General features: G+C 48.8%; 18 protein-coding genes. 8 read left to right on the forward strand and 10 right to left on the reverse strand.

Annotated features, from left to right (window positions below; translation table 11 throughout):
- Positions 1-8 precede the first annotated feature (8 nt).
- The 3 genes from JT719_RS02315 (at position 9) to JT719_RS02325 (ending at position 6,035) form a co-directional block, all read left to right on the forward strand.
- A complete protein-coding gene (locus tag JT719_RS02315; protein ID WP_207430680.1) occupies positions 9-2,372 on the forward strand; it encodes a M56 family metallopeptidase in 2,364 nt (787 codons plus the stop codon).
- Between the two features lie 618 nt (positions 2,373-2,990).
- Positions 2,991-5,471, forward strand: a complete 2,481-nt coding sequence (locus JT719_RS02320; protein WP_207430682.1) for an outer membrane beta-barrel family protein — start codon at positions 2,991-2,993, stop codon at positions 5,469-5,471.
- Between the two features lie 204 nt (positions 5,472-5,675).
- Positions 5,676-6,035 (forward strand): hypothetical protein, encoded by a 360-nt coding sequence (locus tag JT719_RS02325; RefSeq protein ID WP_207430684.1) that lies wholly within the window; start codon positions 5,676-5,678, stop codon positions 6,033-6,035.
- Positions 6,036-6,124: 89 nt separating this feature from the next.
- On the opposite strand, the gene JT719_RS02330 is transcribed toward JT719_RS02325, so the two are convergent.
- Both JT719_RS02330 and JT719_RS02335 read right to left on the reverse strand, forming a co-directional pair.
- Complete coding sequence (locus JT719_RS02330; protein WP_207430686.1) at positions 6,125-6,379, reverse strand: hypothetical protein; 255 nt, start codon at positions 6,377-6,379, stop codon at positions 6,125-6,127.
- A 305-nt stretch (positions 6,380-6,684) separates the two neighbouring features.
- Complete coding sequence (locus tag JT719_RS02335; RefSeq protein ID WP_207430700.1) at positions 6,685-9,111, reverse strand: ABC transporter permease; 2,427 nt, start codon at positions 9,109-9,111, stop codon at positions 6,685-6,687.
- Between the two features lie 419 nt (positions 9,112-9,530).
- On the opposite strand from JT719_RS02335, the gene JT719_RS02340 reads away from it, so the two are divergent.
- Together JT719_RS02340 and JT719_RS02345 are read left to right on the forward strand one after the other, a co-directional pair.
- Complete coding sequence (locus tag JT719_RS02340; protein WP_207430702.1) at positions 9,531-10,889, forward strand: sigma-54-dependent transcriptional regulator; 1,359 nt, start codon at positions 9,531-9,533, stop codon at positions 10,887-10,889.
- A complete protein-coding gene (locus tag JT719_RS02345; RefSeq protein WP_207430704.1) occupies positions 10,879-12,231 on the forward strand; it encodes a sensor histidine kinase in 1,353 nt (450 codons plus the stop codon). Before JT719_RS02340 ends, JT719_RS02345 begins: the two co-directional genes overlap by 11 nt.
- A gap of 196 nt (positions 12,232-12,427) precedes the next feature.
- Here the strand turns inward: JT719_RS02345 and JT719_RS02350 are convergent, their stop codons facing one another.
- From JT719_RS02350 to JT719_RS02385, 8 genes are all read right to left on the reverse strand, one after another.
- Entirely contained in the window at positions 12,428-13,834 is a 1,407-nt protein-coding gene (locus JT719_RS02350) for a Gfo/Idh/MocA family protein (protein ID WP_207430706.1), read from the reverse strand.
- A 295-nt stretch (positions 13,835-14,129) separates the two neighbouring features.
- Positions 14,130-15,311, reverse strand: a complete 1,182-nt coding sequence (locus JT719_RS02355; RefSeq protein ID WP_207430708.1) for an MFS transporter — start codon at positions 15,309-15,311, stop codon at positions 14,130-14,132.
- 231 nt (positions 15,312-15,542) lie between these two features.
- Complete coding sequence (locus JT719_RS02360; protein WP_207430710.1) at positions 15,543-16,016, reverse strand: DinB family protein; 474 nt, start codon at positions 16,014-16,016, stop codon at positions 15,543-15,545.
- Positions 16,017-16,104: 88 nt separating this feature from the next.
- A complete protein-coding gene (locus JT719_RS02365; protein ID WP_207430712.1) occupies positions 16,105-16,608 on the reverse strand; it encodes a hypothetical protein in 504 nt (167 codons plus the stop codon).
- 69 nt (positions 16,609-16,677) lie between these two features.
- A complete protein-coding gene (locus JT719_RS02370) occupies positions 16,678-17,811 on the reverse strand; it encodes a tetratricopeptide repeat protein (protein WP_207430714.1) in 1,134 nt (377 codons plus the stop codon).
- Between the two features lie 54 nt (positions 17,812-17,865).
- Positions 17,866-18,876: a hypothetical protein gene (locus tag JT719_RS02375; protein WP_207430716.1), complete on the reverse strand. Its 1,011-nt coding sequence runs from the start codon at positions 18,874-18,876 to the stop codon at positions 17,866-17,868.
- A 162-nt stretch (positions 18,877-19,038) separates the two neighbouring features.
- Positions 19,039-19,833 (reverse strand): thymidylate synthase, encoded by a 795-nt coding sequence (locus JT719_RS02380; protein ID WP_207430718.1) that lies wholly within the window; start codon positions 19,831-19,833, stop codon positions 19,039-19,041.
- A gap of 450 nt (positions 19,834-20,283) precedes the next feature.
- The gene (locus JT719_RS02385; RefSeq protein WP_207430726.1) at positions 20,284-20,727 is read right to left on the reverse strand and encodes a GNAT family N-acetyltransferase; all 444 of its coding nucleotides are present in this window, start codon (positions 20,725-20,727) and stop codon (positions 20,284-20,286) included.
- A gap of 502 nt (positions 20,728-21,229) precedes the next feature.
- Between JT719_RS02385 and JT719_RS02390 the strand changes: the two genes are divergently transcribed.
- The 3 genes from JT719_RS02390 to JT719_RS02400 all read left to right on the forward strand — a co-directional run bounded on the left by JT719_RS02390 (position 21,230) and on the right by JT719_RS02400 (position 24,771).
- Complete coding sequence (locus JT719_RS02390; protein ID WP_207430729.1) at positions 21,230-23,026, forward strand: DUF885 domain-containing protein; 1,797 nt, start codon at positions 21,230-21,232, stop codon at positions 23,024-23,026.
- A 546-nt stretch (positions 23,027-23,572) separates the two neighbouring features.
- Positions 23,573-24,409, forward strand: a complete 837-nt coding sequence (locus tag JT719_RS02395) for a hypothetical protein (protein WP_207430730.1) — start codon at positions 23,573-23,575, stop codon at positions 24,407-24,409.
- Positions 24,406-24,771 carry a hypothetical protein gene (locus tag JT719_RS02400; protein ID WP_207430731.1) on the forward strand — a complete coding sequence of 122 codons (366 nt, stop codon included), beginning with the start codon at positions 24,406-24,408 and terminating at the stop codon, positions 24,769-24,771. Before JT719_RS02395 ends, JT719_RS02400 begins: the two co-directional genes overlap by 4 nt.
- Positions 24,772-24,842 lie beyond the last annotated feature (71 nt).

Here is a 24,842-nt window from a genome sequence, read left to right on the forward strand (position 1 = left end):
TGTACGCCATGCTGGAATATCTCCTAAAAGTATCGTTTGTGGTTGGCGTGGTTTTTCTGTTCTACAAGTTTGTGCTGCAACAGGAAAGCTTCTTTGCCACCAACAGGTTTTACCTGCTGTGCGGGATTGTCCTGGCGTTTGCCCTTCCGTTTGTCTCGCTGCCAAAGCTGGTCTCCAACCAGGGCTTCATTTCCACTGCGCTGCAGGCGGCTAGTTTGCATGAAGACAAAGCATCTGGTTCAACTTCCCAAGAGGGTTCCTTCCCGTTCAATTCACAGACTTGGGAGAACGCTACCCCACCCGCACCGCTTCCTGCTTTAGAGCCGGTCGAGAGCAAGCCTAAGCTACCAGACTTATCTTCTACCCCGCCTTCTGTCACTTTACAGGAAGAACCGCAAACCACCTGGCTGTACTGGATAGGCATGTTCTACCTGTTTGGGGTGGGCGTTTGCACGCTCAACTTCCTTTTCCAGATTGGCAGCACGCTTTACAAAGCCCTCACCTCAGAAGATAAAATTGACGATGGCACCTGTGTTATTGTCAATACCACCACTAAGCAAGCCCCCTGCTCCTTTTTCAGGTACATCTTCATTCACCCCGATGAGTACGACTACGAGACCTATGAGCAGATTATTGCGCATGAGAAAATCCATGTAAAACAGGGACACACCTATGATCTGCTTTTGGCCGAACTGGCCGTGAATCTACTCTGGTTCAACCCTTTGATGTGGCTTTTCAAGAAAGAGGTAGAGAAAAACCTGGAGTACCAAACCGATGCCCATTTACTGGAAAAAGAGCAGGTAAGCAAAAAGCAGTACCAGTTTAACCTCCTGCAGATTGCCTGTCCCAACAAGCCGCTTTCCATTACCACCAATTACAACCAGTCACTTCTTAAACAAAGGATCTTCAGGATGAACGCCAAAAAATCAACCCCACACGCTTTCTGGAAATACACGTTCCTGGCCCCCGTTTTCTTTGGAACCCTGCTGTTGCTGAATGAGCCAGCTTCCAGCCAGCAAGCCCTGGCTCATATTCCAGGTGGTGGATCTGCTGAAACCCAGCCCTCAGAAGGCAAGAAACCAGCGCTGGCAGGTTTCTTTTCTTCGCTGACTGATCCCATTCCGGCAGAACAAGACTCCCCTACTACCAGGGCCCAACCAGATGCGCAAACCCCTGACCTTATCGGGCAAACCACTCCTCAGAGACCTTCCCTCAACAGCATGAACATTACCGGAAAGGCAGATATGTCTGAGGGGTACTGGTACAGCCATAAAGAAGGCAACGATTACTGCCTTGAACTAAGAGGCAAACAAAACACCTCCACTTGGTCTATCTCCAGATGCTATCCGGTTTCTCAGTTCACCAAAAAAGGCGAAGACGTGTACCAACTCACCCGCGAAGCCGGCACACTGGAGATGACCGGAAACCTAGCGCAGGAAGTTAGCCAGGGGAAATACACTTTCCGGGAAGATGCTTCTTTCAGTAATTTCCTGTCTAAAAAGAAGATTGACCACCCAGAAGACAATTTCCTGTTCCACCTGTTTCTGGCCGATGTAAACAAGAAATACGTTGATTTCCTGACAGACAATTATGACACGGTATCTGGCGAGCGCCTGCAGGAATTAGCCATTCATGGGGTTACACAGCCCGCTTACCAGGAGTATTTGGCTCTGTTCAAAAAACACAGCAACACCAAACCTTCCATCTCTGAGGTGGTAGAGGCCAGAATCCACGGCATTACGCAGGAGTACGTGCAACAGCTGCAGGAAGTGGGCTACAAGGATCTGCCCTTAAAGAAAATGATGGAAGCTAAAATCCACGGAGTCAATGCCAGCTACGTAGACGGACTGCGCCAGGCCGGTTTCCCAAACCTGCCGATGGACAAATTGATAGAAGCCAAAATCCATGGCATATCCCCTGCCTACGTGAAAGAAGTAAAAGCCCTGGGTTTTGGCGACCTGAGCCTGAACAAAATCATTGAACTGAAGATCCACGGCATCACCACCGCCTACATCCAGGAGCTGAAATCCGCCGGCTTTGACAACCTGCCCCTGGACAAAATCACCGAAGCCAAAATCTTCGGAATTCGGGCCCAGACCATCAAAGATGCCCAGGCGTATGGGTTCAAAGACCTGAGCTTAGACAAGCTGATCCAGTTAAGAATCCACGGCGTGAACGAAGCCTTTCTGGAGGGTCTCAACAAAGTCGGCTTCAAAAACCTGGACGTTGACAAAGCCATTGAAGCCCGCATTCATGGAGTAACCGGCGATTTTATTGCCAACGCCCGGAAAGAAGGCTATAATCTCAAAACCCTGGACGAATACATCAACGTGAAGATCATGGGCATGGCCCGACAAAAAAGGCAGGATTAGCTTCTTGCGTTTCGGGGCTGTTTACCGGTAAACAGCCCCGAAACGTGATTTCTGAATAGCAGCGCCTTAACTGATTACATTGAGATATGCCTTTCTGGAATACGATCAGCTAATGTTCTTTTTAGGTCAAACACCTCACGGCAGTTACAAACTGCCATCATGGTAGGTCCAAGTCACAGACTTGAACCATGGAGGGAAATGCGTGCTACTGCCTCTTTCCCTATTCCAGTCTTTCGGGCGAGCGCCTTAGCAGGTTCCGGTGCCGCAGGCATTGCGACCGAAAGGGAGCAAAGGAAGCTGGTACAGCGCGAGCGCGAAAGACGGGGCCCCGCGGCCGTGAGCGCACGGAGGGTAGCAATGAAACTACTAAGCTCATGAGCCACTGGATCAGCGTACCCATCGCCAGCGAGAACAGACAACAAATTCTAACTTCCTTAAGCCAATTAATCAGAACAGAATTTTCCTCACCCCTATTTATTGCACAAAATCCAAAAACAGACAAGAAAACAACTTCATAAAGAAAATTTAATCCAGACTGGTGCAACCATTAAGAAAACAGCTTGTCTTTACATTGCGCTAGCTGCCTCCCAATAACCTAATTTAAATCATACTCCTTCTATGAAAAAAAGAACTACCCTCTTTTTGCTGGGACAGCTATGCCTTTGCCTTTTGGTTTGGAAGGCTTCCTGGGCGCAGGGCACGTCTACCGCTCCAGCGGCCACCGCTCCCAAAGCGAATGGTATAATCTCAGGAAAGCTGATTGACTCCCTTACCTCAAAGCCCATTGAATTCGCCACGGTGGCCTTACTGGACCGGAACACCAATAAATCAGTAGACGGCACCCTCTCCGATGCCCAGGGCCGCTTCACCTTTCAAGGGGTGAACAATGGTGAGTACAGCCTTTCGTTCAGTTTTATTGGATACAATCCCAAAACGGTGGCGAGGGTATCTGTTACAGATCAGAACTCAGAAGCCAACGTGGGCATCATTTCCCTTTCAATAACGGCCACTCAGTTGAAAGAGGTCAAGATACAATCGTTACGGCCTACCATCACGCAGGAAGCCGACAAAATGGTGGTGAGCGTGGAAGGGACGGCTTTGGCGGCCGGAAGAACCGCATATGACGTGCTGGCCCGCTCGCCGGGGGTATTCATTGACCAGGAAGGAAACATCCAATTGAACGGCCGCTCCGGGGTGACCATCATGCTGGATGGTAAACTCACGTACCTCTCGGCCCGCGATCTGCGCACCTTATTAGAGGGAATGCCGGCCGAGAACCTTAAGAACATTGAGATCATCACCAACCCCTCGGCCAAGTTTGATGCCGAAGGTGCCTCGGGAATCCTCAACATCAATCTGAAGAAAAACGACATCAGGGGCATGAATGGCAGCATGTACGCCGGGTACACCTACAACGGGTATCAGCATGCCTACTCCTCTGGGGTGGCGCTCAACTATAAATCCGGCAAGTGGAATTCCTTTGTGAACACAGACCTGGCCCGCCGGGCATTTGGCCGGCAAGCCACGTTCACGCGGGTGTTTTACGGAGAGCAGAGTACCACGTATTTTGACCAGGTAGCCTTTGGGAACACGATAGTCCAGGGACCGCCCACCGTTAGAGCCGGTACTGATTACAACCTCACCGATAAGCACAGCATTGGCGTGATGGGGTACTTTGTGACCAATACTCTGAACGGAGATTTCCTCACGGATACCTACACCGGTGATGCCCCTGCCACCCCCAACCGGTACATAGACGCCAATAACTACAACACCAACCGGTTCACCAATTACACCGGAAACATCCATTACCTGGGCAAACTGGATACTGCGGGCACCACCCTTTCCGCGGATATTGACCTGGTGCGGATAACTAACCGCGGGTACGCCAACTCCTATAACAACTTTATAGACCTCACCGGCGCAAAGCCTGATTCCCTGGATTTCCTGTACACCCAAACACCCGGGAACTATGATATCTTCGCGGCCAAGGTAGACTACAGCAGTCCGTACGCCAAGGGCAAGAAATTTGAGCTGGGCGCGAAAGCAAGCCGGGTGAAGTCTGACAGCGACTCCCGCTTCTATTTCAACAACGCCGAGGCCCTGGTCCTGGACCCCAGAAGAACCAACCACTTCCTGTATGACGAGAACATCTATGCCGCCTATATCAACTGGAGCGGAAAGTTAAGCGAACGGTACAGCGTACAGGCCGGGTTGCGTGGGGAGCACACTATCTCTACCGGCGAGTCGTTGACCACGGGGCAGAAAACCAACCGGGAGTATTTCAATCTTTTCCCCAGCGTGTTTGTGCAGCAGAAACTGAGCGAAAACTACCAGGTGAACTACAGCTACAGCAGGCGCTTGCAGCGGCCCAACTACGGCAACCTGAACCCCTTCCTGGCGTACCGTGACCCGTATACCTACTGGCAGGGGAACCCTTACCTGCGGCCTCAGTACACGCACGCCATCAGCATCACCCAGACCTATAAGAAAGACTACAGCCTGGCGTTCACCTACCAGATCATCAAAGACAACATGGCAGAACTGGCCTTGCTGGATGTGGCACGCATGACCACGGTGTACACCATCGGCAACGTAGATGATGCCTACAACCTGAGCCTTTCCGCCAATGCCCCTTTCAGGATCATGAAAAACTGGGATACCCAGAACACCTTTCTGGTTTCTTACAACAAATACAAGGTGATGATTAACCAGGAAATGGCCACCAATGACCAGGTGCACTACATGGCGCAAAGCAATCACAACATTCTGCTTCCCAGGAACCTTAAACTGGAAGTAAATGCCGGCTACCGAGGGCCTGGCGCGTACGGCATCTACATAGTAGACAGCCAGTGGTGGGTGAACCTGGGCGTGAAAAGAAGCTTCCTGAATGATAAACTAGATGTGACCCTAAACGCGAATGATATCTTCAAAGGCATGCGCATCAAGATCTCCACCGTGGGCCGCAACGTGCACGAGTTTGACCAGTATTTCAGGGCCCGGAGCGTGGGCATAAACCTACGCTATAACTTCAGCCGGGGCGATAAATTTGATCCTAAACGCCGGAACAACAGCCTGGATGAGGTAAATAGAACCTAGTCGCTCATAGGGTATTTACCAAGATTACTAATGGGCAAACCCCGCCTGCTCTGGTTGAGCAGGCGGGGTTTGTTGTTTGGGTAAGCTAGATTTCTGCCAGAATGTGGTGCCGTTTCTTAGGCTTTCAAAGGAAATAACCTTAATCAAAATCGGCCTATATCGTATAACATTCCCTAGAGTTCAGAGATAAGCTTATATTGCAGGATGTTTGCAAACGAAGTTCGGTTGGGAAATATAGTGTATGAAGCCGGGAAGCCAGTGGTACTGGACGCGCCCAGGCTGATTGCCATGCTCAGCGGCGAGGAAGTTTCGTTTGAACCGATACCCTTAACCGAGGAATGGCTGGCTGGGGCTACCTATAACGCCCTGGAGCATGAGTTCTCTTTTCCGCAACTAAGCCAGTGGGCCTTAGATCCAGATTACAATGAGATTGTTTTCAACGGAGGCTACATTGCTACAAGCGCTCCGGTGGAGTACGTGCACCAATTACAGAATTTCTTCTTCATCATGACCGGTGAGGAATTGCCGCTTCCCCTGGAACTCATCCTGAAATCTGCTTCCTAAAAAAAAATCCTTTCTTTGGTTCAGGCCAGTTTACAGGAAACCAGGCCTAAAACAAAGAAAGGAACAATACCAGCTGTACCAGCCGTAACTTAGTCTCTGAAAGCTTTCTCGGCCTCCACCAGCCCTTCTTCGGTGAAGCGGCAGAAAATGGTCATGTCTGGGGCATGTTCTAGTTCCACCAGGTTCTTGAAGTGCAGGTCGCGTATTTCCTGCTCTATTTCGCCTAGGGAAAGGCCCGGGGTTTGAGACGAGATGGCCGCCGCATCAATGGGCCAGGTGGTTTTGGTTTCTTTATCTTTTACAACGGCGTACATCGCCTTGAGTATTCTGCTTTCTTTGGCCATATCCTTCCTTTTTAAACTTGTGGTTCAAATGAATGTTGAAGGAGAGCTCTCTCCATCTCCCTTCATGTACGGAAGCTGGACCAGTAGGATTATGGATCATGCGTAACACGCTCCTTTTTATGGGTCACCCGTCCCATTGCATGCGGTACACACAACATTGTCATGCGCCTATCCCTCCTTTGTCATCCTGAAAGGAACTTGTGGGGGAATGGGATAAGCGTTTACTGCAAAGCTTTTCTGGTACGCGCACAAGATCTTTCCAGGATAACAGACAGGAAGACATCAATTGAGATTGAAATTCAGCGTCAATCCATTCTGAGATTTTTTACGGGGTTGAGCGTGGCCGCTTTAAACGCTTGGAAGCTGACGGTGAGGAAAGCAACTAACCCGGCCAACAGAATGGCGGCTCCAAACGCCCAGTATGGTATCTCAATGCGGTACGCGAAGTCTTCCAGCCACTGCCGCATGGCGTACCAGGCCAGCGGAAGGGCAATGACTGCCGCAATGAGTACCAGTTTCAGGAATTCTTTGGAGAGCATGGCCACGATGGACGAGGTCTCCGCGCCTAAGATCTTCCGGATTCCGATTTCCTTTTTCCGGCGCTCTGCCGCGTAGGCGGCCAATCCGTACAGGCCCAGGCATCCCACAAAAATGGCCATGGCGGTGAAGATCCAGAGCAAAGATTTAAGTTTGTCTTCAGCTTTGTACATGGCTTCAAAGTTCTCGTCCATGAACTTGTATTCAATGGGGAACTCCGGCGAGAAGGTGTTCCAGACGGTTTTAACGTGGGCCAGGGCCTCGGGCAGATTGTCGCCTTTCAGCTTCACGGCTACTTTCCAGTTGGCCCCGGGGAAGATCTGCAGCACTGCGGGCTCTACTTTGTCAAAGAGGCTTTTGAAGTGGAAGTCTTTTACCACCCCAATCACCTGCCCTTTTTTGAGGGAATCGGAGCCATCGTCGGTCCAGGCTTTCCATTCAATTTTCTGCCCCAAGGCTTTCTCGGGAGTACCGAAGCCCAGTTCCCGCACGGCGGTCTCGTTGAGCATAAAAGCCGCGTCCCTGTCGGTGGGCATGTCTTTGGAAAAAGCCCGGCCGGCTACCATCTTCAGCCCTAGGGTTTTAATGTAATCATGGTCTACCATGAGCGTGGTAACCCCATGGTGCACCCGCTGCCCGTCTTTGAGAACATCAATGCTCTCACCGGCGGTGGCATCACCGGGGAAACCGTAGCCAATGGAAACGCTGGCAATGCTGGGCGATTTGGCCAGTTCGGTTTTGAAGGTCTCATAGTTTTTGTACATGTTATCGCCCCGCATCGGAAAGAACATGATCTGGTCGCGGTTGAACCCCAGGTCTTTGTTGTGCAGGTAACTCACCTGGCGGTACACCACCAGCGCGCAGACAATCAGGAAAATAGACAAGGCGAACTGCACCACAATGAGGCCATGTCGCAGCCAGGGAGTTCTGCCCGGACTTCCGCCGTTCACCACCGCCCCTTTGAGCACACTTACGGGCCGAAAGTTAGCCAGCACCAGGGCCGGATACAGCCCTGCCAGCAACCCCACCACCAATACCAAACCCAGCAGCAACAGCAACAACCCCGGACTGGTGAACACATTGAACGTCATTTCTTTCTCGGTGAACGCGTTGAGCGAAGGCAACACCAGTGACGTAAGCGCCGCCGCAAACACCACGCTAATGAACGTGAGCAGCAGGGTCTCGCCCAGGAACTGCAGCATCAATTGGCTCTGGCTGGCCCCAATGGTTTTGCGCACACCCACCTCTTTGGCCCGCTGCAAAGACTTGGCGGTAGCCAGGTTCACGAAGTTAAAGCAGGCAATAAGCAAGATAAACACCGCAATGATGCTCAAGGCCTTTACATAGGTGATGTTCCCCCTGAGTGCCTGGTCATACTTGAAGCTGGCGGAGTACAGGTGCACCTGGTGCAGGGGCTGAAAGAAAGGCAGGTATTCAAAGGGCTTGTTGGTTTCGGGGTCCAGCTGTTTTTTGGTGATGCCCCTGAACTTAGAGAGCACAAAATCTGGATCGGTACCTTCTTTCAGCTTCACATAGGTGTAGAACTGTTGCCAGCCCCAGCTACTCATGCGCTCTGCCGAGAAATTGTAGGCCTTCACCGAGAAGACGTAGTTCACCGGCAAATGGAATTTTGAGTTGCTCTTAAAAACCCCCTTCACAATGAAAGGTGATTTGTCAAAAGTTAACTTCTTGCCCACGGGATCAATGTCGCCAAAGACGCGTTGCGCGAACTTGTCTGAAATGACCACCGAGGTAGGATCTGCCAAAGCTTTCTCGGGGGAGCCGTAGAGGAACGTTAAAGGAAATACCTCAAAAAATGTAGGGTCCGCCCCTAGCCCGCCTTTTTCGTAGATCCGTTTGTCGCCGGCTTCCACCAGGCTTTGACCATCCCACTGCTGCATGAGAATGCGTACGGTGGTTTCTACCTCCGGAAAGCTCTCCTGCAGGGTGGTGCCAAACATGGGCGGAACGCTCGCAATCTGGGCAGTGGCTTCATCGGTGGTGGTGTTGGAATAAACGCGGTACACCCGGTCTCCTTCTGGCAGGAATTTGTCATACTGCAGCTCATCATAGACAAACAAGCCAATGAGCAAACAGGCGGTAAGGCCCAGCGCCAGGCCAGCTATATTGATAAAGCTGAAGCCTTTGTGCCGGAGCAGGTTGCGGTAGGCCACTTTTAAGTAGTTCTGGAACATAACGTACGGGTTTATGGAATCTGAGGACTGAACCTGTACACCTGCCGTGCACACCCTGTGCCAATTCTGGTTTTCTTTGTTTTTCAGCTATTTAGCTAATTTCAGGCTGAAATCAGAGTGCAAATTCGCTCCCAAAGTGTGCGATTTCGCTCCTACCTCATTGCCTCAAAAATGCTAAATACCTTCAAGATCAGGCATTTGTAAGAATGGCATAATTATAGTTTCTTTCGGGTAAAACCCTATTGGCCCGGCGGCTGTTTCTGCGGTTGTACTTTTGATTTGAGCCTTGGGCAAATATTGACTGTTTCAGGCCCATTTTCCTGAAAACAGACCTGAAACAGACCTGAAACAGACCCAAAGAAAGAACCGCCGCAGCATTGAAGAACTTAACTCATTCAGCTCTATAAAACAGATTTACTATGTTACTGAAGAAGGCTTCCGTTCTGGTAGTGGACGATGACCCCGATGTGCTCACGGCCGTGCGGCTGTTGCTGCGTCCGCAGGTGAAAGACATAGTGGTGGAGAAAAACCCGGAGAACATTCCGACGCTCCTTCGGCAGCAGGCCTTTGATGTGATTCTGCTGGACATGAATTTCACCTCGTCCATTAACACCGGCAACGAAGGCCTTTACTGGCTTAAAAAGATCAAGAGCCTGAAATCTGAAGCTGCCGTGATCATGATCACCGCCTACGGCGACATTGACCTGGCCATCCGCTCCCTGAAAGAAGGCGCCTATGATTTTGTGGTGAAGCCCTGGCAGAACGAGAAGCTGATAGCTACGCTGCAGGAAGCCATCACCGGCAAAGCGAAAGGCAGCCTCACCTCGGCGGCACAGGTCCCAGCTTCAGGTTTCGGGCCGGAGCTGCTGGGCGAGTCAGAGGCCATGCAGGACATTTTCTACAAGATCAAGAAAGTAGCCCCCACCGATGCCAACATCCTGATCCTGGGCGAAAACGGCACGGGGAAAGAACTCATCGCGAAAGCCATCCATCAGCACTCCCTCCGGGCCAACCAGGCCTTTGTGAAAGTAGACGTGGGCGCCCTCACTGATACCCTTTTTGAAAGCGAGTTGTTCGGGCACCGCAAAGGCGCCTTTACTGATGCCCGCGAAGACCGCGCCGGAAGGTTTGAGGCGGCCCATAAAGGCACTATTTTCCTGGACGAGATCGGGAACATTTCCCTGCAGCAACAGGCCAAACTCCTGAGCGTGCTGCAGAACCGGCAGGTGATGCGCCTGGGCTCCAATGAACCTACCAACGTAGACGTTCGCCTGCTGTGCGCCACCAACGTGTCTCTGGCCGAACTGGCCAGCGAAGCGCGGTTTAGGAAGGACTTGATTTACCGAATAAATACCGTGGAGATTGTGGTGCCGCCGCTTCGGCAACGGGGCAACGATGTGGTTCTGCTGGCCCGGCACTTTATGCAGCTGTACGCAGACAAGTACCTGAAACCCTCCATGGAGCTGACCAAACCCGCCATAGACAAGCTGAAAAGCTATCATTTTCCCGGAAACGTGCGCGAACTGCAGTACGCCATTGAGCGGGCCGTGATCATGGCCGAGGACCAGACCCTGGACGCCAAGGACATCCTGTTCTCACCCATTGAATCGGCTCCGGCGCAGGCAACGCTGGCTACTGCCACCAACCTGGAGGAACTGGAGAAAGCCACCATCATTAAGGTGCTGGAGAAGCACAACGGCGTCATGACCAAAGCCGCCAAAGAACTGGGCATTACCCGCACCGCGTTGTACCGCAGACTGGGCAAGTATGAGCTTTAAGAACTTTGAAGGAAAGCTGATCCTGCGGGTGGTACTGCTGCTGTTGACTTTAAGCGCGCCATCGGTGTGCATTCTGAAAGGCTGGTCTGAGCTGCTGGTGTTTCTGCTGCCCCTCATCGGCTACCAGGTGTATGAATTGATTCAGTTCCTGAAACAGGCGCAGGAAGAACTGAACCTCTTCATTGAGGCTATCCAGTACCGCGATTTTTCCCGGTATTTCAATGAAAAATCAGCGTCGGCGCAGCTGCAGTCGCTCAGGAAAGGCTTTAACCAGATCAATTCCACCTTCCAGACCATCAACAAAGAAAAAGAAACGCAGCACCAGCACCTGCAACGCATTCTGGAACTGGTAGACACCGGCATTCTCTCCTATGACCTGGACAGCGGCGAGGTGGTGCTGATGAACGAATCTCTGAAGAAACTGATACAGGTGCCGTTTCTGTCTACCATCCATGCCCTGGCCAAACGCGACCCTTCTTTGTACACCGAGGTGACCAGTTTATCTCCTGGAATCACGAAAATAGCCCAGATTCAGACGCCCAGCCTGGAACGCAGCGTCTACAAGTTCATCTTGTCATCCACGGTGTTTCAGCTGGATGGAAACAAATACAAGCTGGTGGCTTTCCAGAACGTGAACGATGCCCTGGACGAAACCGAGTCGCAGGCCTGGCAGAAGCTCCTGAACGTGATGACGCACGAGATCATGAACTCCATCGCGCCCATTTCTTCCCTGGCGGATACGCTCAAAAACCGCCTGCAGGAAACCACGGTAGGCGGCGTGACTGAGCACGACCTGGAAGACATGGAGGAAGGCATCAGCACCATTAAATACCGCAGCCAGGGCTTGTTGAAGTTTGCGCAGACCTACCGCAACCTGAGCAAGATCACCAAACTGAACCTGGAGCAGGTACACGTGCAGAATCTCTTCCTGAACCTGCGCCGCCTCATGCAGCCCTCCCTGGACCAGAAACACATCACGCTAACGCTGCTCCTCAACGAACCCCACCTCACGCTGGAAGCCGATCCCAACCTGCTGGACCAGGTGCTCATCAATCTGCTGGTGAACGCCATGGATGCCGTGAAAGAACAGGAGGAACCAGAGATTACCTTATCGGCTTACTCGTCATCAGAAGGGAAAGTAGTAATCAAGGTCACCGACAACGGCACCGGTATGTCGCGTGAAGTGCAGGAAAAAATCTTTATCCCGTTCTTCAGCAGCAAGAAAAACGGCAGCGGCATTGGCTTGAGCTTGTGCAAACAGATCATTATGCTCCACAAAGGCACCATTCAGGTGCAGTCTGAAGAAGGCAAAGGCACGTCGTTTTTCCTGTTTTTTAGGTGAAAGAGGCTGAAAACAAGCGTAACACTTCTTCCTTGATTACAGCATAAAGGGCCATGAAAACCTCTATCAGCAGACCGTAGTTGAAGAGGTAAGCCATGCAAAACAAAGAAGCCGTTTAGAGCCTGTTTTCTATAAAACTGCCTCCAAACGGCTTCTTTGTTTTGCACAGTGTCTTTTATTTGATACCTATTAACCTTTAATCCAGCTTTGGCTCTGGCCCGCGGAAGGCGTCTTTTTTAGCTACTGCCGGTAATTTTACGGGGCGGCCTTCTTTGGCAGATTGGTAGATGGCTTCCATGATGCGGTGGTCTTGCAGGCCCTCTTCGCCGGGGGTGTAAGGCGGGAGGTCTTTAAGGACGCACTCAGAGAAATGGTCCATCTCGGTGGCGAACTGGTTTTTGTGTTCCATCTCAATGTCTTCCTTGCGGCCCAGTTTGCCGTCAGCGCGGGAGGTCTTCATCTGCTGACCGGTGTAGGAGAAAGCCGGGTCCATGTTGATCCAGCCGCGTTCGCAGAGCACCCGGTAACGGCGGCTCTCGTGGGTGTTGTAGTGAGTGGCACAGTTGGCAATAACGCCATTGGGGAACCGCATCTGCCATGACATCACTTCCTCTACTTCCTTGAACAGGGGATTGCCCGGCGTGCTGTATTGGTAGCCGAAGACCTCGGTGGGTTCCTCGCCCAGCACAAACCGAAGCGTGTTGAGGCAGTAAATGCCTATGTCGGGCAGGGCACCGCCTCCGGCCAGGGCTTTCTTGTGCCTCCAATGCTCTGGGTTGGCTGAACTCTGGCAATTGAATGCCTCTATCATTTTCACGTTGCCAAACTTCTTCTCGCGCACCAGTTGGCGCACATGCCGGTTATAGGGCTCATACTGGATGCGGTAGGCCACCATGAGTTTGCGGTTGGCCTTTTTACAGGCGTCAATCATAGCCTGGCACTCCGCCGAGGTATTGGCCATAGGCTTTTCGCAGAGGATGTGTTTACCGGCTTGCGCCCCCCTGATGGTGTATTCTGCGTGCATGGAGTTGGGCAGCACAATGTAGATGACCTGCACCTCGGGGTTGTCTTTGAGCTGATCATAGGTCTGGTAGCTGTAGCAGTTCTCGGGCTTGATGCCGTACTGCCGGGCTACTTTGCGCATCTTCTCGGGGCTGCCGCTCACCAGGGCTACTGGCTTTGACTTTTTACATTGCCCGAAGGCGGGCAGCAGTTCCTCTAAGGTCAAATGGCCCAACCCTACCAAGGCATACCCTACCCGTTGGTCGGGCGGAAGCGGCGTGGGCGTGGGACCACTCTGCCGGTCGGCGTCTGATTTCCAGGCTTCCAGTTTGATGGGCTCCTCTGCTCCTGCCGGTACCTGTGCGGGCGGCGAGGTGGGCGGAGTCTTGGGCACGGTCTGCCCATTGGGAGCCGTCATGGTAGGCTGCGCGCCAGGGCTATCCTGGCCGGCGGTAGTCTGCGCAGATTTACAGGAAGCGGCTAAACCACCCACCAATCCGGCGGCCAATCCTTTACCGGTCAACTGCAGAAAACTTTTCCGGGTCAAAGGCTCCGTGAATTCCTGGGGAACAAATTGCAGGAGCTTGTCAAAACGTAACATATTAAATACACTAGGTAAAACATAGAGAAACTGCACCGGACAGCTCTTTGGATTTAACCCTGTTCGTTTTAAAAAGTTTTTTCTTTCCCTGAATATCAATTTGCTGCAAACGGTAATAGTCCTTAATTGAAGCGTTCCACGGACTAGGAATTGCCTAAAATTTCAAGCCATTTGGGTATATTCTGGTAACAATTCACCCATTTGTTTAGGCGCTATTTTGTTGAAAACGCCAGAAAAACGGGCAGCGAAAAAGAATAATTTACTCTTTCCAAAACCTTAAAACTCAGAAGCCCATTTAGCGGGTGATCAGCCTCCGCATGGCCAGAAGACCCAGCAGCGGCCCGATGGCCAGAAACAAAAATTGCTGTTGGGCAGGAACCCATTCCTGCAGTAATTGCAAAAACTGGATGCTTACAATGGTGATGGCAAACCCAATGGAATTGACGATGGTAAGTGCTGTGCCTTTCACCTGGCCCGGGGCATTCTGCGCCACCACGGTAGAGAACTGCGGCGAGTCCATGACCACCGCCAGACCCCACACCAGCAGAAATGCCAAAAAAACGGAAAAAGGCACCGAAAACAGCCAAGGCGATAACAGGCAACAAACAAACGAAACCGCCAGCGCCCCAAACGCTATACGGGCACTACCTGCCCTTTGAGCCAGATAGCCTCCCGCCACACAGGCCAAGGAACCTGCCGCAATAACCGTAAACGAAAGCAAGGGAACATCAAAATAGGTACCTGAGTGAAATTCCAGGTAAAGGCCTAGGATCACCGGCACCAAGGCCCAGAACGTGTACAGTTCCCACATGTGCCCGAAGTACCCAAAAGCCGCCGCCCTGAACTCCTTTTGCCTGAAAATCTGCAAAAAAGCCGTAAAATCTGGCTTGGTGCCCTGGGTTCTGAAAGGCCCATCAGGTACCAGGGCCTTCAAGGCTACGCCACCCAGTACTGCTAGTCCCGAGGTTGCCCAGATCACGTACTCCCACCGCAAATCCTGCGTCACTGCTTTTAGCAAATGCGGGAACGCCGTGCCCAACACCAGAGCCCCCACCAGATACCCTAGCGCTTTCCCAAGGCCTTTCTGGTGGTAATCAGCCGCGATCTTCATACCCACCGGGTAAATACCGGCCAGGCAAAATCCCGTGAGAAACCGGGCCAGCAAGAGCGTAGACAGGTTAGTGGCCAATAACAGGCTGAGGTTACAACCCGCCCCTGCCAAGGCACACACCAGGAAAACTCTGGAGGGCGAAAACCGATCAGAAATGGTAAAAACGGCGAAAACCAGCGTGCCCAGAATAAAGCCCAACTGCACCGCCGAGGTTAAATGTCCCAACGCACTCGCCTCCAGTTGAAACTGCGGAATCAAATTAGGCAGCACCGCATTGCCTGCAAACCACAGCGAGGTACAGGCAAACTGAGCCAGAACGATGGTGGGGAGAATGTGTTTGGGTGTTGATTGGAAATGGGTTTTCAATAAGATACTATGGTTTGACTTTGGTAAAGCAAGGTGCAGGCTTTTCTAAAAAAATCTGACCTGAAAAAGTTTATATTTAAAATGAAGCACTTCTGTTAACACTTACCTTTATGCAGGCAAGGCAACATAGCACAAAACCTTCAACCAGCACCAAAACTACTTGAAAGCATTAAAATTTGGATTGAACACCCACCCCAACTTGCTAAACTTCTTGTTGGGGGCAGAATTTCCTTATTCACTTTCAGTTACCAGTTTTTTAATCAAAGAGATTTGTCCCAGATGATAATAGCTATGCTCAATAACTCCTTCAATATTTCTTAAGTATGTTCCATACTTTACATCAACGAATGGCTCGTCCAGTTTATCATCTGACAGGTTCGCCACTTCCTTTACAAACATTTCTGAATTAACCATAAACTCATTCACCAGTCTTTGCCAATCGGCTTCTGATTCAATAGGTGGAAGTTCAAAGCTATATTTATCTCTAATTTCAAGTCCACCTCCTTTAAAAACTTTTATCAGACCCGCTAAATAATAATTTACGTGAAATGTCAGTAAAGCAATTGTATTTAGTGTTCCAACTTTTTGTGTCGCTTGCTTCCAAGTAACACTTTCTATTTGCGATTTAAAATTGGTATTGGCTATCCAGTGCCCGTTTAACAAGACTTCATTCAACCTACTTGCGAGTTCTTTAATTCTTTGCATCTTCAGTTATATTATTGAATCTTTCAATACCACATAAACTAATGAATGAGGCGCTTAAAGGCTTGGGCAATTGCAAGGTGTTCCTAATTCAATCATTAGACTCAATTTGACTTATACACTTTTCAAGTGACACGGGAGTTATAGTATATACTTTATCCATTAGTTCATAAAAGTCTTCCTGTGTTTTTATTCTTACACGGGTGAGTTGAAAGTCTGGATAAATAAACTCAATTCTGTATGGTTTTAGAGTTAATGTGCGAACAATGAACGAAATTCGCTTTAGATCACTAAAAACTATTCTGGTCTTTTTAGATTCAGAAACGATTTCCAAAGAATCTCCATAAATAGTAAGTGTGGCACTTCTATTTCTTCTACTAATTGCCATTAACCCTAATACCAGGCCGCCAAAAGCAAAAACTACAAGAGATAAGTTGTTGAAGAAGGGGGAGTTATTTGGTATAGCAAGTAGTAGTAGAGGTTCCATTAAATAGAAAAACACACAACTACAAACAAATATACCCAGTAGCACCATATATAATTTCTCAATTGCTTTGTTAGTGCTGTTAATATCTACCAGAAATGATGCTTCCATATTCAAATACCGTCTAAAACATTGGGCAAAGTAAGGTCTTGTGCTATATAAATATTGCTAGCACATGTTTCATTTTGTAGGTCTTGAACTTGCAACAGGCTTTACTTTTCCTTCCAAAACATTGATAACGCTTTGCTTTAATTCCTCATACTTAAAATCATCATTAAAGCCAATATTGAAGGTATAATGGGCATTACCTTTGTTCATACAGAGTAAATACTTGGCTCCCCCTTGTTCTACAGAAAAAGGAGAATATTCTGTTTGAACTCTGAATTCAATTTTTCCATCCTGATTTACTACATAAAAAAGATGCTTATTATATATTCCTTTTGAGCCTTCTTCAAACCTTTCAAATGCCTGAATCAATTTACCATTCCATTTGAACTGGTCAAAGCAAAACATATCTTTTAAGTTGTCTTTTAAAAGACCTTTTCTGGATGCTTCATATAGTTTATTCTTCAAAGGCTTTGCCTTATCAAATTCTTTCTGATGATAGTATAGTTGAATTAATTTAGCATAAGCATGAAAGTCACTTGGATCTAACTTTATAAGTTCTATAAAGGCAGGTTCCGCTTTCTCATAGTTTCCTTTTAATGACTCCAGTAAGCCGATATTAAATAAAGCGTTAAGGTAGGAATCAGAATCTTTGGAAAGATTTGACTTTGCAGTATAAAATGCCTCCAATGCTTTTTCATTGTTTTTTTGTTCTGAATAAACTTGACCGATCATTGTAAAAGACCGTTCAGGAGCATCTTTTTGTTTAGTAGATTTTATATAATTCTCTAGTGCTAAATCCAATTTACCAAGGTTATAAAACGAATCTCCAAGGCCACTATAATACTCTCCGTCGTCTGGCTTAAGAGCAATAGCAGATTGAAAAGCTTTTATAGCTTCGTCATACTTTTTCATATAGTTGAGTGTAGAAGCCAAAAAATAATAAGGATTGGGATCTTTTGAATCTTTAGAGATAGATTGACTCATAAACTTAACACAGTTGCTATCATCCTCTTTCATGTAATAGGCAAGACCAATATAATACAGAGCTAAGGCTGAATAATCTTTCGATTTTGCTGCGTATTGAGTTATAATCTTATCATGCTCTTGCTTGTCAATTAAAACTTTAAGTTCTTCTGAAACTTTGTCTTGAGCATATGTGCCTATACTTATAAATAAAAGTAATATTATGGAGATGATTCTTTTCACTTTTCTATATTTAGATTTGAGTTAATGTCTAGACTAAAAGCGTTAAAATGTTTTTTAGATGTGGTTGCCAGAAGTTTTATTTATCATCAGTTCAGCGTTTTGTATCCAGGCAACCAGGTAAGGATTCTTAGATGATCTCCTCTTAAATACAATAAGGAAAGGTTTGTCAAAAACGAGCCTTTTGGGCTTAGGCAGGCCCTCCACAACTTCAGTTACCAGTCCGAGTTCCGCCTCGCTTTCTATCTTAGCTCCTTTATGGTCAAGAACAAGGGCAATTCGTTGGTAAGCTTTCAGAATATCAAATTCCTGCCCGTCTATGGCTACCTTGTTCCCTACCATTGAGTGATAATTCTTTTCTAAGTTGAAGGTGATTTCCGGGATGCTTAAGGTGTCAAATTCTGCAAAATGGTACTTCCAGTGTTCCTTCTCCGGTTTCTGGGATTTACCATGCTTTCCTATTTCCTTGTTTAGAATTCTGAGGAGTTCCCCTAATGAACTACCAGTTAATTTTGGTGAGGTGAACAACAGGATCTCCTGGTCTTCCGCCTTAGGGTTTAACCTAACGGCGAATTCCTCCCTGTTGCGGTATAACAAGAGCTCAACTTGAGAGGCAGCCTTGGGGTTGAAACCATTGAAACCGAAAGACTCAACGGGGGTGGAGCCAAATACCAATTCACTGTTGCCCCTGTCAAAAGCAAACTCGAATGGGAGTGACTTGGCGAATGCGGCTTCTGCTAAAATGGAATTCCCCTGGAAGCTAACCTGGTTCCCTATGTCCTCTGGGGCTATGGAGTTCTTGAACAAGGTTGATCCGTCTAAAAGCCGTAACTGGGTGAGCTCTTTTTCTATTACAACGCTTTTTGAATTCTTCTTGATTTCATTCCAGGCATAAAGGAAAGTAGAGCAATATAGTTGGTTTTTACCCCTGTCAATCCTTTGCTCCAAAGTGGGGACTAAGTCAGTAGCTCCCAGTTTGGTGACATCAATAGCTTCTGGGTAATCTCTTCCATCACTACACCCTGTAAGGAGACAAGCTAACAATACAAACCGAATGATGGAATTCATGAGTAATTTAATTACTGGCTACTACTGTATAAGCGGAGCAGCCCCTGTTATTAGCCTTTTCTTAAATATAAAACTTCCGGTTATCCCGCCAATGATAGCCGAAAAACCGGAAGTCTGTTTGAGTAATTAAAAATTGTAAAGCAGTAAGAAAGTATTAAAGCATTACACCGCTACCGGCGCCTTTATCCCCGGCCATGGCTCATACTCCTCTAGCGTGAAATCCTCAAATTCAAACCCGAAGATATCTTTCACGTCTGGGTTAACCTTCATCTTAGGAAGCGGTCTTGGCTCACGGGAAAGCTGCAGTTCGGTTTGCTCCAGGTGATTCAGGTACAGGTGGGTGTCGCCACCGGTCCAGATGAACTCGCCGGGTTCCAGGTCGCACACCTGGGCTACCATTATGGTGAGCAGCGCGTATGAGGCAATGTTGAACGGCACCCCCAGGAACACATCGGCAGAGCGTTGGTAGAGCTGGCAGCTTAGTTTGCCTTCGGCTACGTAGAACTGGAAGAACGCATGGCATGGGGGCAACTTCATGTTGTTCACCTCGGCCACGTTCCAGGCGCTTACAATGAGGCGGCGCGAGTCTGGGTTCTTTTTAATTTGATTGATTACCTGGGCAATCTGGTCAATGTGTCCGCCGTCTGGCGTGGGCCAGGAGCGCCACTGCGAGCCGTACACCGGACCCAGGTCACCGTTTTCATCGGCCCACTCGTCCCAGATGCTTACCCCCCGCTCCTGCAGCCAGCGCACGTTGGTCTCTCCGCGCAAAAACCACAGCAGTTCGTAGATAATTGACTTCAGGTGTACCTTTTTGGTAGTCACCAGCGGAAATCCTTCCTGCAAGTTGAACCGCATCTGGTAACCAAACACACTAAGGGTACCGGTGCCAGTACGGTCTTCTTTCTTCACGCCGTTGTCCAGAATGTGGCGCATTAAATCCAGGTATGCCTGCATGGGTAAAATCTAGGTAAGAATGATCAATGAACTTTAGAAGCCTGAAGATAGGAAAAAGAGCACACTGCCGAAGACGGAGCCTCAAAGAAAGTTCACTAAGCTCCTTCCCGCCCACCTACCCTATTTTCAAAAATCACAGATCTACTCACCTACCCAAAAAGATTCAAGCAGTTGCGCTGTTTAACATATTGTTTTACATTTAAGACACACCTTATATGTTTTAGAGTTTAATTCTCAAATGTATTTCTTGCTTATTTTTCTAAATCGGCACTAAAACCAATATTCTTTTAAAGGAATACGCTGCCAAATAATGCAACTACAAACTAATTATTCAACATCCATTTAGAATAACTTTACAACTAATTATAATCGGTTTTAAGAAACAAATTGACATAAAAAAGCCTCTGAATAAATCAGAGGCTTTTTCAATTTAAAACTCATATTATTTTTTTATTCCGCTGCTTTATCTTCTTTCACCACGTGCTGCCTTACTTGTTTTTCGCTCAGGGGCCAGATGTAAGCGGTAGATTGCTGTTGCCACCCGATGGCTTTGTAAAAGTCTCCTTTGCCCGGTGCGGCAGTCAGGGTAATGAAATGGTAGTTCGTGAGTTTATCCTTGAGCGTGTCTACAATGAAACTCCCCATCCCTTCTCCCTGGTAATCTGGATCTACTACAATATCGGCTAACATGGCATAGTACTTCCCGTCATCCACGGTTCGGCCAAAACCAATCACCTCACCAGCATCGTCATACAAAAACACAGAATAGGAACTCTTCTCAAAGGAACTCCTGATGTCTTCCGGTTTCCGCTCAGACCAGCCCACCTTGGCCAGGATATCGTCTATCTTTTTCCAATCTATGGTATTGAAATCAGGATTCATTTTATGGTTCATCGGCATGTGATTATTCTTAATCAAAGTAACATCATCGGTAAATACCTATTCATAATAATTACAGTAAGTATTTACCTCGTATCCCTACCCCACTTTATTTATTTCTGACCTATTTACTTGAAAACAAGGCAAAAACAGGCTGCTATGTACGGCATTAGTATTCATTAGTTTTTGCGCTAAAATGCCTGATGTTCCCTTGAAATTCTGAATGTGATAAAACAATTGTACCCGATTAAAACAAAAAGAGGTGATCTGCCTGGTTGGAACTGAACCCGGTGCTAGTGGTAGCTTCCATCGGCTTACGAAACAAAAGAAGGAAAGCGGGTGACGTAAGTCAAGGTTTCTTCTGTTCAACCCCTTAGCCAGTTAGGTGGGCAATGCCCGGCGTTCAAATTCAGTAGTTATTCTTCAACAGAATTTTTTCAACCACGTTGGTAAAGGGCTGTGAGTGATTCCTTTTCTGGTTATATATTGGACCAGCTATTTACTGTATTTCTTATCTATGAAAAAATTCTTGCTGATGGCGCTGGTCGCCGGGGCACTGCTTTCCTGCAAAAAGAAGCCTGAATCAGACACCCAACAGGCCGCCAACGTGCCCAACAATCAACAGCTTGCCACCATGTTTGACCAGTATTGGGACCAGAACGCCCGGTTCTTTCCGCTGGAAGCCACTGCCCAGGGCGATAACCGGTACAACCACCTGCTGCTCAACGATAACACCAAATCGTTCCGCGACAGCCTGCAACAATATTACCAGCAGCACCTTGACAAGTTGCACCAGTTTGAGCGGCAAGACCTGAACGCCAACGACCAGATCAGCTATGACATCTTTGAATACGAGATGGAAACCCGCTTAGAGGGACTGAAACTCAACACCTGGATGATTCCGTTTCAGCAATTCTGGGGCCTTCCCCTCACCATGGGGCAACTGGGCTCTGGCACCGGAAACCAGCCGTTCAAGAACACCAAAGATTACGAGAACTGGCTGGGCCGGGTAAAAGGCTTCACCCTTTGGGCTGATAGCGCCATTGCCAACTTCCGGAAAGGAATGGATACGGGTGTGGTGCTGCCTAAATCTCTGGTGGTGAAAATAATTCCACAGATGCAGAGCATGGTGGTCTCAGATCCTACCAAGAGCCTGTTCTACGGCCCTATCCAGAATTTCCCCAATGAAGTACCCGCCGCAGACCGTCAGCGCCTGACAGAAGCCTACCGGCAGGCTATCTCTACGGAACTGGTTCCTACTTACCAGAAACTGGCTACCTTTCTGCAACAGGAGTATCTGCCCAAGGCACGTACCTCTACCGGTATCAAGGAAATTCCGGGCGGCAGTGACATCTACAACTACTACGTGAAGTACTGGACCACCACCGATAAGTCGCCAAATGACATATATAAAACCGGTCAGCAGGAGGTAAAGCGCATCCACGCCGAGATGGTGAAAGTGAAAGACCAGGTGGGCTTCAAAGGAACCATGGAGCAATTCTTCACTTATCTGCGTAACAACTCTAAATTCACCCCTTACAAAACGCCGGAGGAGGTGCTAAATGCTTTTCGGGCCATTCAGGCCAGAATAGAGCCAAATCTTTCCAAAATGTTTGGCCGCACCCCTAAAACTCCGTTTGAGATAAGACAAACCGAGGCGTTCCGGGCAGCCTCTGCCTCAGCAGAATATAACCAAGGTTCTCCGGACGGCAGCAGACCGGGTATTTTCTACGTGCCTATTCTGGATGCAACCAAGTTTGCCACCACCTCGGGCATGGAATCGCTGTTCCTGCACGAGGCCATTCCCGGTCACCATTACCAGATCTCTTTACAACAGGAAAACGAGCAACTGCCTAAATTCCGCCGTTTCAGTTGGTACGGAGCCTACGGTGAGGGTTGGGCGCTGTACACTGAGTCGTTGGGCAAAGAACTGGGGCTTTACACAGATCCTTACCAGTACATGGGTGCCCTGGGCGACGAGATGCACCGGGCCGTTCGGCTGGTAGTAGACGTAGGAATGCACACCAAAGGCATGACCCGCGAGGAAGCCATCCAGTACATGCTTTCCAACATGGCCATTTCTGAAGAAGGCGCCATTGCGGAGGTTGAGCGCTACATGGCCATTCCGGGCCAGGCTTTATCCTACAAAATAGGCCAACTGAAAATCCGTGAACTCCGCGACAAATACCAGAAAGACCTGGGCGACCAATTCAAACTAGCCGCTTTCCATGACGAGTTCCTCAAAGACGGCACCATGCCGCTGAGTATAGTTGAAAAGAAAATGGAGGGCTGGGCGAAACAGCAGAAGAAATAAGAGCAAAGATTGAAGCGTAAGAGAAAGCCCGTTGCAGCAAGTGCTGTAACGGGCTTTTTGCTTTTAAAAGGGTTATTAGTTGAAGCGTAGGTTCTGTTTTCTTTGGATTTCTGGGCCATTTATTCCAAAGTTCCTGTTTTGATTCCTATTGGCAGGATCCTGTTCAGTACGCTCTTTCTCGGGAGCTAACAGGGTAACCTGCAAGCAATACGCCTAAGCACAGGGCAGAAATACCTATCTAAGCCTCTCTGGATAAAAGAATCTGATAGATAGTTCTTGAAAGAAATAGGAATATAGAAAGGCAAAGAAGCAAGCACCGGACAGGAAGCGGCGTATGGGTTAGACCTTCTACGTGGAAGCACGTAGTAAAATCATCTGAAACTCTGGAAAATAAGCCTGAAACGCGTATATTTTATAGTAGAACTACCCAGACCAGCAGAGCGCATCTCCTATTTTTAGTGTATTTTTATCTGGCAATTCCTCTCAGTATCTTTGTTGATGGATGGGTTTTTCAGTATTGCAAATAAAACGTTTAGCGAACCGTATATGAAGATTGTTTATTCTGCAGTAATCGCATTGGGTATGATGGTTCCGGTGGAGGTCGCTTTTGCCCAAACCCTGGCTACCCCGCCTGCCGCCGTCAAGCCTGCTTCTTCCTCAGCTACCTCAAAGCAGCAGGAAACCAAGAAGCAGCAAGATGCCAAACTGGGGGCCAAGATCAATGCGCTCATAAAGAAACAGCCTTCCTCTACGCCAGCCACCACGGCCGCTAAACAAAGCTCTACCGCCACCCCTTCGTCCCCAAAGACCGCTGCTCCTACCCAGGCCGCGGCCCAGGACTCAGCACCCAAAACGCCTCCGCGTCCTTTGTCTAGGGTAGACAGGTTAATCATTGAACGGGAGCAGTTGGTACTCAAGTACGATTACCTGAAAGCCCAGGAAAACAACTTCTGGGGCAAAGCGTCCAAAGAAGACATGATTGCGGTAATTGATGCCCTGAAGGACATCCTGCGCAAAGACGAGGAAATCATCCATGCCGTTGAACGGGAGAACCTTGAAACCCGCCGCAATGTGGCGCGCCGGGCCGCTCAGCTGGAAGCCGAGGCCAAGAAACTCAACAACCAGGTGCAGGGCGATAAACGCGTGATCACCGATAACATCTATGACCTGAAAAGCTCCGTTACCAACGCCCAGAACCTGCTGAAGCGCAAAGACCGCCAAATAAAAGACCTGGAAGAAAAGCTTCAGGACTCCAAAGACCAGAAGTTTGAACACGATGCCATCGCGGCCTTCTTCGCCATGCTGTGCGTGTTGCTGGCGGGTTACATTGTACGGCTCAGAAACAAGCTGACCAGCCAGGCCGAGAACCAGGTGAAAGCATGAGTGAACGCCTGGTGCCCGCGGCCAAATACCTCACTTACACAGAGGCTATAGGGTTGTACAACGCCCTTGCCAATGTGGGGGTGGTGGCTTTGGTGAAGTCCTGCGGTCCGCCAAGCTTACCTTTTGGGGATGGGTTGTACTACCAATTGCAGGTGCAGGAAAAAGACCTGGAAACCGCCCAGCCCGTTTTAGCCGAGTTCTCCCAAAAACAAGCCCAAATCAGCGTAGAACCGCATTTTTGCCCCAACTGCGGTTCTGCTTATGTTTGGCCCGAACGGAATTTATCCTGGTGGAAAAAGGTTATCTATGCTGGCACCACCGTGTTCAAATGCCACGACTGCGGCCACTCATTTTTTGCGTAAAAACGTAGGTATCACGTATCAGGTAGCACGTACCAGGACCAGGTTACCGGCTACACGTAAACCCGTGATAC

The sequence above is a fragment of the Sabulibacter ruber genome (assembly GCF_017355955.1).
GTDB classification, from domain to species: Bacteria; Bacteroidota; Bacteroidia; order Cytophagales; family Hymenobacteraceae; genus Nibribacter; species Nibribacter ruber_A.

Bases quoted from the DNA above. Each gene is read 5' to 3' on its own strand.
- JT719_RS02375 (WP_207430716.1), bottom strand. From the start codon at position 18,876: ATGAATTCCATCATTCGGTTTGTATTGTTAGCTTGTCTCCTTACAGGG.
- JT719_RS02315 (WP_207430680.1), top strand. From the start codon at position 9: ATGCTGGAATATCTCCTAAAAGTATCGTTTGTGGTTGGCGTGGTTTTT.
- JT719_RS02335 (WP_207430700.1), bottom strand. From the start codon at position 9,111: ATGTTCCAGAACTACTTAAAAGTGGCCTACCGCAACCTGCTCCGGCAC.
- JT719_RS02360 (WP_207430710.1), bottom strand. From the start codon at position 16,016: ATGCAAAGAATTAAAGAACTCGCAAGTAGGTTGAATGAAGTCTTGTTA.
- JT719_RS02380 (WP_207430718.1), bottom strand. From the start codon at position 19,833: ATGCAGGCATACCTGGATTTAATGCGCCACATTCTGGACAACGGCGTG.
- JT719_RS02400 (WP_207430731.1), top strand. From the start codon at position 24,406: ATGAGTGAACGCCTGGTGCCCGCGGCCAAATACCTCACTTACACAGAG.
- JT719_RS02340 (WP_207430702.1), top strand. From the start codon at position 9,531: ATGTTACTGAAGAAGGCTTCCGTTCTGGTAGTGGACGATGACCCCGAT.
- JT719_RS02395 (WP_207430730.1), top strand. From the start codon at position 23,573: ATGAAGATTGTTTATTCTGCAGTAATCGCATTGGGTATGATGGTTCCG.
- JT719_RS02365 (WP_207430712.1), bottom strand. From the start codon at position 16,608: ATGGAAGCATCATTTCTGGTAGATATTAACAGCACTAACAAAGCAATT.
- JT719_RS02330 (WP_207430686.1), bottom strand. From the start codon at position 6,379: ATGGCCAAAGAAAGCAGAATACTCAAGGCGATGTACGCCGTTGTAAAA.
- JT719_RS02325 (WP_207430684.1), top strand. From the start codon at position 5,676: ATGTTTGCAAACGAAGTTCGGTTGGGAAATATAGTGTATGAAGCCGGG.
- JT719_RS02345 (WP_207430704.1), top strand. From the start codon at position 10,879: ATGAGCTTTAAGAACTTTGAAGGAAAGCTGATCCTGCGGGTGGTACTG.
- JT719_RS02390 (WP_207430729.1), top strand. From the start codon at position 21,230: ATGAAAAAATTCTTGCTGATGGCGCTGGTCGCCGGGGCACTGCTTTCC.
- JT719_RS02385 (WP_207430726.1), bottom strand. From the start codon at position 20,727: ATGAACCATAAAATGAATCCTGATTTCAATACCATAGATTGGAAAAAG.
- JT719_RS02320 (WP_207430682.1), top strand. From the start codon at position 2,991: ATGAAAAAAAGAACTACCCTCTTTTTGCTGGGACAGCTATGCCTTTGC.
- JT719_RS02350 (WP_207430706.1), bottom strand. From the start codon at position 13,834: ATGTTACGTTTTGACAAGCTCCTGCAATTTGTTCCCCAGGAATTCACG.